The following is a 17,486-nucleotide window of genomic DNA, read 5'->3' as shown; positions in this document are numbered from 1 at the left end:
ATCAATTTAATTAATACATTATTTAATCTATTACCAACATTTGTTTTGTAGCAGTATGGCTTTGTGAATCCAATTGATAATACAATACCCCATTTCCATTCAATTCTGATTTCAAAATTTTAATGGTATTCAATCCCTTCGCACCCTGTACATCATAGACTCTTAAAACTTTACCCGTAACATCATAAATGGTCAGTTTAGCAGCACCTGATTCAGGAAGTCTAAAACTAATATTGGTTTCTTTTGCAAATGGGTTAGGTGAATTTTGATACAATTCAAAAACACCTGTTTCAACTAAACTACCCTCTTTGCGAACTACCAATGCCAATTCTTTAACAGACAATTTAGAATCATACGCTTCAGCGGTTGTTACATCGCTGGTTATTGTCAACAATTTTTCAATTGGGCTTTTTGCATTTGCACGGAAAATCAAACTAAACAATACTTCATTAGAATTTGAAGTAACACCAATTCGATTGTCCCAGCTGGTTGTTAATTTTCCTTTTTCCAACTGTGCTAATCCAAAATTACTTTCGTTAAGAGGCAATAAACCAGATTCAAATCCTTCATAGCTTAAAACAGTTTGATCAAAATTCAGTGTAAACTGATACCCTGAGATATCATTGAAATCACTCGATCTAAATGCAATTGTATAGATTTCACCTGTTTCGGTAGTGCCTTTATCAATCTCAAAATGCAATTTACCATTAGTACGTTCAGTGGTACCATGAAGCTGGTGTGCACGGGCATTGTTGGTAACATCACCCATCTTCACTGCCATAAAGTTTTCTGTATACAACTTCGCTTCCAATACCTGAACAACAGCTTCTCTTGGAGCTGTCCAGGGACTTAATGGATCTGCAAATTGATAACTTCCAGGAATAAAGGTCCAGGAATCAACTTTAGCAAATTTATCTGTGACACCCAAGACCAATCTTCTGATATCAGAAATATCTGAAGCAGTTATCGAGCCTGAATTATTTACATCGGCAGCAATTAATTTAAATGGACTGTTTAATGTTTCAATACCTAAAATATGTCTTTGAATTTTAACAATATCCGCAGTACTTACACCATTCACCGGATCATCTGTACGAATTGGATGAACCACATACTCCATACTTGGACCAAAATTCAAATCACCAAAAAGATAATTACCATTGGATGCAGTTGTCATTTCCTTCAATTTTGAACCAGACTGATACAAGCTGGCAAAAACTTTTTCAGTTGTCTCATCCTTTTCAGTTTTTAACAATCCACTGATCTTACCCAAAGGCTTTTTATCCGGACAAATATTCTGAGGATCCTGAATCAAAATTGTCGTTTTGCAAAAATCTGCATTTCCTTCTTCATCCATTACCCAAAGTTGAACCGGTACAATCAATTCGTCATTAGCACCCTGATTTACAAAATCATCGCAGCAGAAAGTCCGGCTAATTAATGAAGTATCTCCATCAAAGAATATTCGGAGATTTTCCGCATTGGTGCAATTGTCATAACTTCCATGATCCAGATCTTTTGCCCAAATTGTAACACAACCTGAAGATGGCATGACCACAGAAATGACTCCTACTTCACAATAAGGTGTTGGTGCTTTACAATCTTTAATTTCAAAAAATTGACATGCCTGGCCGACATTGCCACAACCATCTTCAACAAAATAACATACTTTATGAATTCCCACTGGATAAGTTCCGCTTATTTGAGATGTATTGTAAGCATTATCTGCATAAGGATTATCACTAAATAATGGAGTGCGACCCGCTGCAAATGCTTTTGGACTCAATGGACTAGCCATGGCATCATAGCCACCTGTATAATTACCGATACCATCATTATAAAGGTCAATTTTATATTCATACGTTAACCAATCCAATGGCGTACAATTATCAATAGCACTCGCTCTAAATTCAATATGTCCACTACATATGCCATTTACTTTTGTGGCCGGTTCGCAATCACCTACACTTAAAGTTACTATTGGTTTGTCTGTATCATGAACTTTAATTATCTGTAAATATTCCCAACGACCTTTTGTAGGATCTATACTTGGGTCGTATTGACACCAGTCAATAACAGTCCAATGACGCAATACTTTGAAACAAGCATCCGGTTCGATGGTAAATATTTCATCCACATATTCAACACTGATTAATGCACACAGATCATCCGCATTATTTTCAATTACAGGACGTCCGAGAACTGGATTATCAGGACTGATATCAGCCCCACAACCGTCAATCGTAGTTGCTTGTCCAGTACAATTGCCCGGCCAGGTGATATCATCATCCGGATCGCAATTGTCTGCTCCGTTAATATAGAAAGGATCGCAATCGACCACCCAAATGATTTGAGTTCCGGTTACGCTGATTCCATTAGGACCTCTCGCAACAATGGTTCGGGTAATTTGTCCCTGTCCGCATTCGCGATTGTCATTTACAGAAATGGAATAATTGGTTCCACATGCACCCAATACCGTACCATCAAAACCCCATACCAATTCATATTTTCTATCATAATGTGCGGTATCAAACAACACCCTGTAATAATCACAAGCACGATTCCAAGCTGGTGGGTTTGATGGAGGTGCTCCAGGTACATAACCAGGATAACCCGTAATATCATTTCGAACACAATAGTTGTAACAAACTAAATCATTGGTTACCACTTTATGTCTTAAACTTAAATCATTTACAACTCTACCGAACGTGGCATCATTTGGATCAGAAATTTTGTCTACATCAAACCAGAACCAACAGCTAACCACAATATTTGGTGGAGGCACTACGGTAGGTACGCTCTTATCCTGAACTTCAACTTCTACCATGCAATCACTGTAGTGATTAAACAATGCGCCCCCTTGATTCATCCGGTTTGGCGGAATTGGACCAACACCTGGTTCAATATCAAAAACGCGGAATACCACCATAATGGATTTACCTACATCGGTGCAACAGAATTTAACATGGTCGTCAAAATAAATTTGATTGCCATCTAAGAGTGCATTATCATCTCCATTAATTCCGGTACAATTGGTACCATTATCAGATTGGTTTGCATTGCTACCATTATTCGTTCCTCTAAGTTGCTCCATCCGGATTACTTTATAGAATACGTGTGGACTGCAATTGTCAAAACTTCCCTGATCAAAATCTTCTGCAAATGCTTTTGCAAAATTTTCACCCTGAGTTTGATTGCCGGTTATGCTTACAAATGTTTTTTGATCGCATACCGCAACTGGGGGTGTATTATCAATTACGTTGATTGCAATTCTTCTTTTAGTTATGTTTCCACAGCAGTCTTCAGCATAGATATATGCATCATTGACTCCACGTTCAATATCGCGAATCACGAAGCCATCTATTTCATTGCCTGTAACTACCCCATTCAACATTTTGATTGTGTAATGAATTTCATTACTGCAATTATCGATTAACCAAGGTTTTGGAACTTCCCAGATGCCTAAACATCTCCAGGGCTCCATATTGGCGACTACTGTATCCGGATATAAAATTTGTGGACCTTCGCGATCAACCACTTTAATAATTTGGTTGTGGCCACCGGCTACACCGGTACACCAATCCAATACGGTCCATTGACGGATTACTTTATAACAACCGATTGGGCCTGCGTCGCAACCTGGTTTAGCAATATCAATAACAATATCGCGGAAAGTCATCCCCAGGTTGTGACAGGTTGCTCCTGTTGGAGTTCCTGTTCCAGCCCACATGATAACTTCATCCGGACCCCAACAAACTGGATTGTTTGGACGCCAACTTGGATGAGCTGGCCAATAAATTGGGAATGGACTTGGATGTCCAATATATTTTCCCGTATCAATTACATTCCAACCCAAGGTGCGCGGTTTACGTTCTCCTGCAAGGTCACCATTTGGACTGGGCAGGAAGCCACCGGTTGCAAACCAATAAGCAGAATCCAATAAATATCCATCCACACAATATGGGTAAGCTAAATAATGTTGTGTATAATCTTTAACTGTATTGATTTTTTCGTCGCAAGCTAATGCGGGTTGTTCTACGTCGTCGTAATTATCAGGAACGCCAACATCTGCAATTGTAGCTAATTTCACGATGATGGTCTGAATACAAACCGCTTTATTGCCATAACCATCTATGGCTGTCCATTTGCGGATGATTTTTTCTTCAAAACCTGCACCACAACCGCCTTGAGTTACATCATCTTCATAAGTTAAAGAATACGAACTGCAATTCTCACGAACTCCGGTAATACCTGTATAAAATGGCGTAGTACCAGAACCACAAGGAACGCAAGTATCCCGGGCACAAGTAAGTATTGGTGGTAGTTTATCTTCTACAGTTGCATGTCCCCAACAAGAATTTCCGGTATCCGGATCGATGATGGTAATTTTAAATTCACGACCAATGTCTTGAGAACCCAGTTGAACACCCGGTATATTTGGGAACCGGTCGATCAAAGCATTTGTCACCCAATCCCTGATTTCAACCAGATAATCATCGTAACAACCGTAAGGACCGCCAGACAATACTTCATCAGCTCCAACGGTTGCATAACAATTTTCATTGAGACTGATTTGAATCTCATCATGGCAAGTTAAGAAGTGAACTGGATTTTGATATTCTACTAATGTATAGCAGAATGTACATGCATTGGTATTTGCATTAAAATCGGTGGCTTTAAAACTCAAGCAAGTAGTACCCCTTGGGAATATGTCTCCGTTTTTAAATCCGGAATTATCAGTTTGCATGATGGTTGGAACTCCACCAATAATAGTTTCTTTTGTATAATTAATTATTCCATTCCAATATCTGGTTAAAAAAGTTGCTCCTGTAAAAGCTGGATTAGCTTTTCCAACTCCTAGAGTTAATAACAAATCACCATTATTAAATGTAATGTTTCCATTGGTATACCTTAATACAATAGAACCTGCTGTATAATTTGCTAAATTGAAATATAAACCAAATGACTGCCCAGCTGGAATTACCAACCCACCGATGTTGAAAAGTGTAGGCATGTTTAATCCAGCACATGGAGCATTTCCAGTTCCCAATAAGGTCCAGGCAGCTGGATTAGCTTCTTTACCCACGTAAGTCGTCGGAGTATAATAGACTTCACCTATGCAATTGGTACCAACAGTTGCTGAAATATTTGTAGCAAATGAATTTAATATGATTGGCCCCCCTGTCAAATTCGTCACATTCCACATGGCTCCAGCAAACTGATTATTTGAATTAAATGCTGTGGTAATAGATCCTGTTGTGGTGGATTTAGTCAGGCCACAATTATCCGTTGCGTAAGGATCCACAAATTGAACTGCCCGATCGCATTCACCTGGATCAAGATTAATGGTTAAATCTGATGGGCAGAACATGGTTGGACGGATGGTATCTAAAACAGTTACAGTAGCAGTACAAGTTGATGCTTTCATGCAAGAATCTCTCGCAAATAAAGTAACTGTATTTACACCCACATTGCCGCAATCAAAATTTGTTTTACTTAGACTTAAAGTCCTTGCTGTACTTCCATTGTCTATATCTGCTACAGTTAAGGTAGCAGAGCCATTTTTGTCAAGATAAAGTGTAGCGTTTTTACAACGAGCCACCGGTTGAGGCAATACGGATATTCTAAATGTAATGGGTGTACCGGTACAGGTAACTCTTCCATCAGAATAACTTGGAGTTACAGTAAATGTACTGGTCACACGCACTGCTGTAGGATTGGATGCTACAAAGGATGGAACAGAGTTAGTTCCATTGGTCGCAGCTAATCCGATAGCTTCCGGAGTACGCGTCCAGGTATAAGTTGCACCCGGAGTTGATCCTGTAAAATTTATAACTGCAGTAACATCTCCATGACAATATTGAACATCAGCAACTGCATTTACAGTTGGTGTTGGATTTACCGTAATTGTAAACGTGATTGGTGTACCTGTACAAGTTCTGGCACCACTTGTATAGGAAGGTGTCACCGTAAAGGTAGAAGTTAAAGGAGTTGCTCCTGCATTGGTGGTAACAAATGACGGAATAAATCCTGAACCACTGGTTGGTGCAAGACCTATAGCCTCCGGTGTTCTGGTCCAATTAAAAATGACCCCCGTTGCTGGTGTTCCTGTAAAATTAATTTGTGGCGATGTTTGACCCACGCAATAAGAAGTACTTGTAACCGGATTTACGGTTGGAACCGGATTTACAATTACAGATTGTGATATTGCTTGAATGCAACCAGGATGTGAACCATTTGGCACGCCATCAGCAGCATCAAATGAGAAGGTAACAGTATGGGTACCGACACCCTGAACAGCAGGATCAAACACAGTACGTGGTACTCCATTCACAGTAAATGTTCCAACACCCATTGCAGTACCTGAACCATCCCCTAATTGGGCTGATCCAGATAAAGTTACCGCTGGATCGTTGAGACAGAAGGTACTGGCCAATCCATTAATACTTGGATTTGGATAGTAACAAGTACTTCCAATGGAAGAACTTGTTCCTGCTGAATTAGTAACAGTGATATTATAACCCAAGGCATCTACGTGTACGCCTCGCAATGTGTAATAAACATTTTCATCTGGCTCATCCGTTTGTCCGTCGCCATCATTATTGATACCATCCAGAGTACCATTGGTCATAGCGGTTCCTATAGGAATAATTACCGGAGGAGCTGGAGGAGCCGGACTTGAAGACTGATAAAAACCTGTATTCGCTGAAACTGTCCAGGTTTGTCCACTTGGAGCATTCACCGTGACAATATCATTAAATTGTCCGTTGGTTTGAGTTGTTGCATTGTTTTTACAAGAACATGGATCTGTGATCATTGCAACACAATTATAAACTACGATTGAAGTAGATTTAAACGGCCTGCAATTTGGATTAATTGGTGCCGGAGATAAAACAGCATATAAGAAATAGTTTCCAATTGCCGGAATGCTTGCATTTAATGTAGCAACTGTTCCGCCAGAAGTTAAAGAGGCATTTGGAACTGTTCCTAAAGTAGTTCCCATGGTATAAGGATCAGCCAAAGCTGAAGTTGAATAAACAAATCGAATTCCATAAATGCTACCCATATTGGTCAAACCACTTGCGGTAGAAACGAAATTTATGGCTTTGCAGATTTGAGAGGTATTTGTTGTATAGGCTCCTATTGATGGACAACCACCACAATTTCCAGGACCAGCCAAGGTAATTGATCGCGTTGCAGTACATCCATTTCCTGCTGTAACGGTTACTATATAAGTACCTACAGAAAGTCCTGATTGATCTTCCTGGCCATTAATTAATCCGGTTCCATCTGGTGTAGTCCAGTTATAAGAATAACCGCCAGGGCCCGTAACAGTAAGATTTATTGAACCATCTAAAGAAATACAACTTGTTGGTTCAACATGGGTTTCGGTTGTAGAAACACCAGGAATTACTGTAACCGTGGCTGTCTTGGATGCAGTACAACCATTGGCTGCAGTTACGGTCACTGTATAGCTTGTAGTTGAACCCGGACTCACATTAATTGCAGGAGTAACTGCGCCCGTGCTCCAGGAATAACTAATGCCACCACTTGCAGTCAATGTTTGAACAGAACCGCTGCATAAGGTAGGTGCAGCTGGAGTTATGGTTGCAGTAGGCGACATATTAACGGTAACCGTTGCAGTAGCCGTAGCAGTGCATCCATTTGCATTTGTTACGGTAACTGTATAGCTAGTTGTTGAAGCTGGTGACACAGACCTCACTGGATTTGTCGTTCCATTATCCCATAAATAAGTTCCACCACCAGATGCAGTTAAATTAATACTGGTTCCAGAGCAGATACTCGGATTGGAAGGACTGATGGATGCGTTTGGAAGTGGGAGAACAAAAATCGTATCGTACATCACAACAGTGCAACCTGAAGCTAAAGTTACAGTGTCATAGTAAATTGTTAATGCAGCAGCAGGTGATTTTGTAATCATATTTGTTGTTTCACCCGTATTCCACTTATGAGAAATTCCTCCTGTAGTTGTTATGGTAGCAGAGGCCCCAAGGCATATTCTTTTATCATCTACGGTACCTGATGTTTCATTAACGGCAATTACCAAATTTCCAGCTGGATTGTATTCATCAGCCCCGATATCAGGATTTGATAAGGATCTGTTTTCCATATCGATATCCATTGTTACGGATGGAATAGGCATTCCACCTTGATTAAAACATTCATTTGCAGGATTATTTTGCAGGTGTAAATCAGTTGCACTAACAAACAAAGGATCAATATTTTTTGCCAATACATCTTTTCCAATGGCATTTTTCCAATCAGTTAATGTCAAATAATCAACAGCTCCAATTCTTGAAAGCACCCCTTCCGGTCCGGATACAAAATAATTATTGTTGTCAAGACTGCTATATGCTGAACCGCCAACTTCTGTATAAATAGCATAGGCTTTTGCTACTCCTGTAGTGTTTTCTAATTTATTAATAAAAATATTATTCTTTACATTCAATAAAGCTGCAGCCGAATGAGCATAAAATGCAGCACTTACGTCGGCTGTGGCACCGGATCTTGAAATAGACCCAGTTAAATTTACCGTATTATGGTACACATTGATGTTTGTACTGGCAGATAATAAGCGAATACCACAAATAGCATCAGATGTCATTGCACTCCAACCGTCACCCAATAAATTATAAATAAAATTATTTGAAATGGTAATAGCCGCATTCGTAGAAACCGCCAGGTCAATTCCTTTTCCACCGTAGCCACCTGTTCCTGTGTATTGTAAATCATGGATCCGGTTGCTAGAAATCAGTGTATTGGTGGTACCCGCATTAATCCGCATCCCGGTAGGATTTGTTAAAGTCCCTATGATATTAAAAATTTCATTTTTAGCTATCGTTGAGTTGTTAATTTGGGCTAATAACAATCCATTTAAACCAATTTGTTCCGCAGTAACCACTGAACCAATTTCATTTGAAAGAATATTTAAATTGTCATTTTTACCTGCTGCACTTGAATTGGAATAAATTCCATACTGCACCATTTTAATCAAATTGTTCTGGAGGGTATTATCATCATTATCATCACCGGTTGCAGTTGTTGAAATGGTTGTGCCGGCAATATGAATTCCAAAATTTACTCCAGTACTTAAACCGCCGATGATTTTACAATTCTTTACTACGTCATTGGTTGAACCTAATCCTAAGCCTAAGGATTGAATACATACCACTGCAGTATTGCTTGCAGTATTTGTATTGTTTAAAGTTAAACTTCTGTCTGTTCCACCAGCATTAGAACCATCAATTATTACATAGTCTGCACCATTAAATCTAAAGATACAGCTTGCTGAACTTCCAGAAATGACGGGCGTTTTGCCTGCATCAGGTTTGATAGTTGTTGTATTTACAGAAGATTGACCACTAATTGCATTTATTGAAATTGGATAGGTTTCAGTAGGATAGGAATTGTCAATTAATAAGAAGGTAATAGGTCCACTTACACAACGATTATTATAATCATTGATAGCAGCGGTTAAAGTGGTATAATTTCCACCAATCCCAACGGTAAACGTACCAGACATTGCATTTTTAACAATGATTGTATTGGGTACTGGAGGGGCCGTTATTATAGTATTTACATCTGTAGCATTTGCACCACAAGGATTGGATATAATATTAATTGGAGCTGCTAAATCCTGTGCGATCACATAATAATCTATGATATCACCCAACACAAGTCCACCCATATCCCCGGCAAGCATCGTAAATTGCCATTCGCCATTTGTACCGGTACCTGTTAATAAGACTCCTGGATTTGAGAACCAGGATCCTCCATTTTTACGATAATATACCCGGGGTCTTGTAGCACCGCCTGTAGGCACTCCCGTTGCGTCTAAAATTGAAACCGGAGCTAAAATCACATTTCCTGTACCGCATGCACTTAAAAGCGGAGTGTATTTTATATTCGGTGGAGAAACATCAAATACTGTAAAATTTCCTGCATCCGCACCAATATCCGTAGGGGATAAAGCAGATCTGGTTTGTCCATCGAAATCATCCATAATAAAACCGATTTCTTGGCCAGCGCCTTCCACAGGAGTTGCCATCCCGGAGTTAATATGCAAATCCACGGTTGAACTGGTACCTGTTGGATTTAAAAATTTAGGATTGGATGAAATACTGTTGCAATCTTGTCCCGTAGCTGTTTTCCAGGCTGCAAGGGTTGTCTGGTCTACTAAATTATATTGACCTAGTACACCTCCTGTACCATCTGCCAGGTAATCATTGAAATTAATTGTAGTACCTGTTGGATTTGGAGTAGTTCCTGCAATTTTTACAGCGTAATGTTTTCCTGTTGAAGCACCATTTGAACGTGCGTTATAGAATACATTGTTTCCATAATATCTAGTAGTCGTAACTGCATTACTAAAAAATGCAAAGCTGTTATTTGTTAAAGTTGCAACACCAGTACCTCCGATATAAATTGAATTGAAGAAGAAATTATTGGTTCCTGAACTTTCGAAAATACCATTTATTTGTAAGCCATTGGTGATAGAAGTTCCGGCAGCGGTATAACCCAAACGAATCATATTATTAATATAGTTTGAATTTCCACCAGAAACATAAATACCATTTATGGTAGCGGTTGTTCCAGTTCCAGTAATATTAAATGAATGAAGGAAATTGTTGCTAAAAGTAACGGTTGCCGTTGTAGTGGAAACAGTGATTCCATTTATCCAACAATTTGCAGCTGGAGATGTGTTGCTCAATGTGTGAATCTTGTTTCCGGTAACTAGTGTACCTGGGGCAGCGGAAGATATATAGATCCCATGAATAGAAGCAGTTGTTGCTGTTCCAGTTGATTGGTTATTGGTAGTTAAGTTAGAAATCGTATTATTCTTGATAATGTCTGTGGAAGTTTGAACATAAATTCCAATAACAGAATTCCCATTTAAGCTAGCCAGTGTGGAGTTGTTGACAGTTTTAAGTTCACCACCAACTCCTCCGATAATATTGTTTTCTATGGTGAGGGTATTTCCAGCTGTGTTTCCTGCTCTAATTCCAACAATACCGCAAGCAGCAGTTCCTGGATTTGTATATGTAAGAGAACCGATAAAATTGTTTTTAAAGTCAGTAACAGCAGCAATCGATACACTGCTGTATATGCCATACATTTCTGAAGTAGAAGTTGTAGTAGAATTTACAGAAATCGTTTTGGATCCATCCAAACTTCCCACAATGTTATTATTACATTCACTTACCCAACCACTCGCAATTTGAATGCCTATAAAGGAAGCTATGGTCGTTGTGGTACTTAAGATACCGGTTAAGCTGATGTTTTGAATGGTGTTATTATTAATTATTGTAGGTTCTGTAGTACCTAATGCTGATGAATAAATACCAACCATTCTGGATGAGGTTGAAACCCCAACAAGACTATACTGACCAGTACCGGCTGCATTTGCAAATCCAATAATATTTCCGGTTACTATACAACCCACTATGTTGGTACTGGCAAGCTGAATTGCAGCATGAATCGTTCCTGTAGTAACTTGTGTTTTTGTGGTGGTTTGGTAGAATTTATTATTAGTAATTGTCCAATTTGTTGAACCCGATGTAATATAAATACCGGCAGACTGTGCGGATACTCCAAAAAAGTCAAAAATTTCACAATTTGTAATGGTATTGTTGCTGTTATATTGTGCAGTTGTTGTAATCGTACCATTGCTGTATACTCCTTTGGTAAATGGGTTACCTGCACTTGGACCAATCTTACAATTTGAAATCAGGTTATTATCATTTCCTGTTGTTGTAGAACCTGCCCCAAAATAGAAATTACCTCCATTGGTACCTACTGACATGGTTCCTGCACCATTTACAGTACATCTGATAAACGTGTTGTTTGTTGCATCTGCTTGCAAACGGATTGTTGAGGTTCCAGTTGTAGCTGATACCGTTGTGTTTTCAATCGTTAATGCGTTTCCTCCTGCATTCAATCCATCGAAGGTTACATTGTCTGCCCCATTCAAATCTATCAATGGCAAACCGGCAGTTGCAGCACCGGAAATTGTTCGGGCTGCGCCACCTATCGGTACTATTAAAATGGAGGTATAACTTGCAGAACCCGCACCACTCGCATTGAGGATAGCCCCGGTTACCGGTTCTGTAGTATTTCCAGAAATTCCTATGTTAATAATACCAGTATGCGTACCTGCATTTATAGCAGAAAATGCATTTGCCAGGTTGGTATAACTGGCCATCATGGTACCTCCTGAAGAATTGACATCAACCTGAGCTGTGGATTGTAAATAGGATCCCAGGGATAGAAAAAGGATACAAATGAATCTAATAGTAAATCCAATAGGACTACGTCTTTTCATGAGATTTGAGTTAGGTTCTATATATAAATACCATTAGACCGGCTTCGACAGTCTAATCGAGCAAAAATAATATGGCTTATTCAGGATTACCGCAATAAATGAATTTTTTTCATATAAAATTTTTACTTTTTTATATAATATTCATAATCTGTAATTTATATATATCACTATACTTTAATCTCAATAGCTTTTATGGCATTTCTACTTAGTCTTCTATGTAATTCTCGTTAAAAATTCGATGCAAATGAAGCTAAACGATCTAATTTCAAAGCCCATTTTAAGCTTTTTATAGCTCCTGTTTGGGTTTTGGCATCGAATTTAGACACCCTAAAATCAAGGGTTTATATATTCATATTATTTGTAAAATTTATAAATTATATATTATCAATTTTATATATATGATCTTGGTTGCTACAGAAAAAAACTTAGAGGATTCATAAAAATTAGAGATAGGCTGAATATATTCTTGTTACAAATAAAATTAACTTCTGTTTTATTGGTGGTGAATTATATTTGAGTAACTCTTCTTGCTTTATATGTTCCAAGTGCGATTGTGTTTTTGTCTTTTAGTGTTGAGCACTCAATTGTTTGCAAATATTCCATACCCGGACAGTTTGCAAAATCAATCGTTTAGTTACAGGGTTCAATGCATGAAGAATTTTGAAGATCCTTTCAACCATTTAGATTCAATTTCCAGGAAGGCTTGTCTTCAACAATTTCTCCAATGGGCAGAAGAAAGCAAGGATGTGAATCTGAAATTTTTCTTTCGTTGGTCTCGTCTCAAATTACTGTTTTGGAAAGAAAGACAAAATCCAGACATTCCAAATGAATTGGAATCTCTTATATACGAATCCGGCATTTGCAAAGACTATTTTATTCAGGCTGAAGCGCGTCAACTATTGGGATATTGTTATTGGGAACGAAAAGAATTCAGTCTGTCAATCGAACAATTTGCACAAGCATATGGATTGTATTCTGAATTTAATCAAGACGACTTTCCAAACAAAGGAGAATACATCTTTGATTATGGCAGCAAGCATCAATATTTTGGTGATTACCAAACTGCGAAATCATTTTTCCTGGAAATGTGGAATCATACTCCACAAAACAAAATTGAAAATATTATTTCCAAAGTAAATACGATCGCATATTGTTATCGCACTTTGAATCAATTTGATTCTGCTCTTTATTATTTTCACCTGGCAGAAGAATTTGCAATCAAATTAAATTCGGAAGTATGGATGGGTATTATCAGTGGCAATATTGCTAATATCTATTACCTCCAAAAGAAATATGATCTGGCAATTCCTCTGGCAGAACGAAATATTGAAATCAGTACCAGAAATAATGAGCTGGTTGATTTGGCGATGGCAAAGTCTATGTTGAGTGATATCCGCCGGATTCAAAATAATCCGAAAGCTGCGATGCAACTTTCTTTAGAAGCTTATCACATCATTGTTAAAAAAGGCTTTCTGAAGAATTATTATGTCATGAAAAACATTTACAGAAATCTCGCGAATGCCTATGCCGCCAATGGCGATTTAAAAACGGCTTATCTGTATTTGGATTCTGCATCTATGGCCAAGGATAGTTTTGCCGTTCAACGCAATCAGTTAGCAATCAGTGGTGCGAAATATCGGGTAGAAGTTCAGAAACACATCAGCGAAATAAAACAAAAAGAATATGAACTCCTTCAACAAAAGAAAATCAGAAATGGATGGATCGCTGGTGCCATTTTAATGATTTTGATTTCAGTAATCGCGATTCGTCAAAAAATAAAAGTTTCGCAAGAGAAAAAACGTAGTGACGAATTGTTATTAAATATTTTACCGGAAGAAACTGCAGAAGAACTTAAACTCAAGGGATTTGCAGAAGCAAAAAGTTATGATGAAGTGACTGCTATGTTTACTGATTTTAAAAATTTTACAATTGCCAGCGAACAACTAACCGCCCACAATCTGGTAAAAGAAATCAACTATTTCTACAGTGCGTTTGATAAAATCGTTTCTAAGTACAATATTGAAAAAATAAAAACCATCGGTGACAGTTACATGTGTGCCGGTGGATTACCGGTCGCAAATAAAACCAATGCATTTGATGTCATTCAGGCAGCTATGGAAATCCAGGATTTTATGCAAAAACATAAACTGGAACGAGAAGCACAAAATCTACCTTATTTTCAATTGCGCATTGGTATCCATACCGGTCCGGTGGTTGCCGGAATCGTCGGTATTATAAAATTTGCCTACGACATTTGGGGTGACACCGTAAATGTTGCCGCCGCTATGGAACATCAGGGTGTTGAAGGAAAAATTAATATCTCCGGATCAACTTACGAAATTATTAAACACAAATACCATTGCACCTACCGGGGAAAAATTCCCGCAAAAAATAAAGGTGAAATTGATATGTATTTTGTGGATGGAGTGAAGGAGGAGGGCTGAAAGAATGGAGGGCTGGAGGGTTTAGACTGTTAGGCTGTTAGGCTGTTAGACTGTTAGGGAGGAGGGTCTAGGTATGTTGAGCATTTTTGAATTTTTGACTGCTGAATACTGACTGCTGACTACTGATTTTGGGGCTGAAGGGCTGTTAGACTGTTAGACTGTTAGACTGTTAGACTGTTAGACTGTTAGACTGTTAGACTGTTAGACTGTTAGAATGTTAGACTGTTAGACTAGCTCGCTGGGCGTAGACTGAGCCTACGTCCCTTATTTTGATCTAAAAATAGATCAAATAAATTTCAATTGTAAAGGATACTTGCATAGGTTGAACCTATAGAGGACAAGACAGAGGACAAGACAGGACAAGACACTTTGTATAGCTATTCCGTAGATACTCCGTAGATACTCCGTACATATCCCGTACATACTCCCAGGATACTTGCTTGTAATAGCGTCAAATGCCGAGAAAGCACGGAAAACGACGGAAAACGTGCAATAAACTAGCAATTAAGAACCCTTTAAATTTGTTCTTTCTTCATGTCCTTACCTAAAATTGCTTAAATTTTTAACAATTGATTATTTTATTAAATCCAGCTTTGGATATTGAAGCATTGCAGAATTTCAGGATTGTAGTATTGAAGCATTTCCTAAGTGGCTTTTTAGATTCATTATAAATTCCTTTCTATCTTGTAATCCGATGAAAGCAACCATTTTTACGATTGTCTTTTTTTGTTTGATGCTGTTTAACATTGGGGTGGCTCAAATTTTACCGACGCTGCCAAATACAGCTTCAATTGAAGCTTGTTTTCCTGATACCATCGGTTATAAGCGAATTACCGTAGGTCCTTCAGGTAGAAATTATACAGACCTTCAAAAAGCATTGGATGCTGCTCAACCAGGCACAGTTATTATATTGGATGCAGGAATTGTTTATACCGGTGGATTTGTGTTGCCAGTAAAACCGGCTAGTACGCGTTGGATTGTGCTTATGGGCTCGAGAATGGATTTACTGCCAAAGCAAGGCTTTCGGGTTGATCCAACTGCCATGACTGGCGATCCCAGGTTTACTGAACAACGATTGGCTATGCCTTCAATTGTAACTACTAATCTGTCTGGAATCCCTTGTTTTAATACAGAACCGGGAGCCCATCACTATCGACTGGTTGGATTGGAAATCAGTGCAGCTACTGCAGTACTCAACAGTTATGGATTGATCAATTTTGGAAATTCGGGAACTGCTCAAAATCAAGTGTGGCAAATTCCCAATCAGATGGTTTTGGATCGTTGCTATGTGCATGGACACCCTCAAGCCAGTATTATGAAATACGGCATTCGATTGGATTGCTCCAATGGGGCTGTACTGGATTGTCATATTTCCGATTTTCACAGCATCGGATTTGATGCGCAGGCAATCTCAGGTATTAATGGACCCGGTCCGTTTAAGATCATCAATAATTATCTTGAAGCTTCCGGGGAAAATATTTTGTTTGGCGGTGGCGCTCCGTCTATTTCAAATTTAGTTCCCGCTGATATTGAAGTGTTGAACAATCATTTTAGTAAACCTTTAAGCTGGTGGGTCAAAGATCCAAGCTACGCCGGAAAACATTGGACCGTTAAAAATTTATTCGAACTCAAAACGGGTAAACGCGTTTTGCTGGAAGGAAACCTGATGGAATATTGTTGGGCAGATCTTCCCATTGGGCAAAGTGGATATGCAATTCTTCTAACGATTCGAACGGAAGGAGGCGCTGCACCTCAGGCAGATGTCAGCGATGTTACCATCCGTAGCAATTCCATCCGACATACAGGTGCCGGAATTTCTATTTCGGGAAGTGATGATGGTACTGGCAATCGAAGTAAACGCATATTGATCCAAAACAATTTGTTGGAAGATATCAACGGACCAAAATACGGGGATCAAAATGTAGCCGGACCAAATGATGGAACCGCTTTTCACTTGGGTGAACCACAGGATGTGACCATTGATCACAACAGCATTTTTCAAAGTGGTGCCATTACCTGGGCCTATAAAAAAATGAGCGGTTTTAGATTTACAAACAACCTTGTAAATTCTTTAATTTCAAGTGGAGGCTATCAAGGAATCTACGGACCCGGTGTTAAACAAGGAGATGCGACCTTTGCCATGTATTTTCCTGATGTGACCGATGCCAATAAACAATTTCATAAAAATGTATTGATCTCAGGCGATGCCAGTAAGTACGCCAATTTTAAATCAATGAGTCAGAATTATTTTCCTCCAAAAAATTCTGATGTCGCTTTTGTTGATTTCAACAACGGACCCAACAATCTTTTGAATTATAAATTGAAGAGCAACAGTGCCTATTCAAAAAATGGCAGCGATGGCAAAGACATTGGTGCTGATTTAGACGAATTGATCAGCATCCTAAATCAAAAAAGAGATTGTCCAACGACGCCCGTAACTGTATCTAATTCAAATCAGGACCATGAAATTCATATCTTTCCCAATCCATTTACAAATCAACTGCATGTATCGACCTCCAATAAGGCATTAAAACAAGTCTATTTATTAAATTCAATTGGACAACAGCTCATTAAGATGGATACATCCCTGGATAATTTCGAATTGGATTGTTCATTTATTCCGCCGGGAATGTATGAATTACAAATCCATCAAGGAAATACTTTCCTAACAAACCGTATACTTAAATTTTAGAAATGGA

Annotated in this window: 3 protein-coding genes; 2 read left to right on the top strand and 1 reads right to left on the bottom strand. The window is 38.6% G+C overall.

Annotated elements, in window-relative coordinates; all coding sequences use genetic code 11:
* Positions 1-22 precede the first annotated feature (22 nt).
* The gene (locus tag IPJ80_10515; GenBank protein MBK7913918.1) at positions 23-12,343 is read right to left on the bottom strand and encodes a T9SS type A sorting domain-containing protein; all 12,321 of its coding nucleotides are present in this window, start codon (positions 12,341-12,343) and stop codon (positions 23-25) included.
* Between the two features lie 650 nt (positions 12,344-12,993).
* Here IPJ80_10515 and IPJ80_10510 point away from each other — a divergent pair.
* Together IPJ80_10510 and IPJ80_10505 are read left to right on the top strand one after the other, a co-directional pair.
* On the top strand, positions 12,994-14,787 hold the full coding sequence (locus IPJ80_10510; protein ID MBK7913917.1) for a hypothetical protein: 1,794 nt from the start codon (positions 12,994-12,996) through the stop codon (positions 14,785-14,787).
* Between the two features lie 694 nt (positions 14,788-15,481).
* Complete coding sequence (locus IPJ80_10505; GenBank protein ID MBK7913916.1) at positions 15,482-17,479, top strand: T9SS type A sorting domain-containing protein; 1,998 nt, start codon at positions 15,482-15,484, stop codon at positions 17,477-17,479.
* Positions 17,480-17,486 lie beyond the last annotated feature (7 nt).

It is taken from the genome of Saprospiraceae bacterium (assembly GCA_016714025.1).
Taxonomy (GTDB): Bacteria; Bacteroidota; Bacteroidia; order Chitinophagales; family Saprospiraceae; genus Vicinibacter.
The sequence above is the reverse complement of the archived record's forward strand: the minus strand, read 5'-3'. Positions and strand labels throughout refer to the sequence as shown.

What these genes read in the sequence shown, in the direction of transcription:
- IPJ80_10515 (MBK7913918.1), bottom strand. Translation starts at nt 12,343, where the DNA reads ATGAAAAGACGTAGTCCTATTGGATTTACTATTAGATTCATTTGTATC.
- IPJ80_10510 (MBK7913917.1), top strand. Translation starts at nt 12,994, where the DNA reads ATGAAGAATTTTGAAGATCCTTTCAACCATTTAGATTCAATTTCCAGG.
- IPJ80_10505 (MBK7913916.1), top strand. Translation starts at nt 15,482, where the DNA reads ATGAAAGCAACCATTTTTACGATTGTCTTTTTTTGTTTGATGCTGTTT.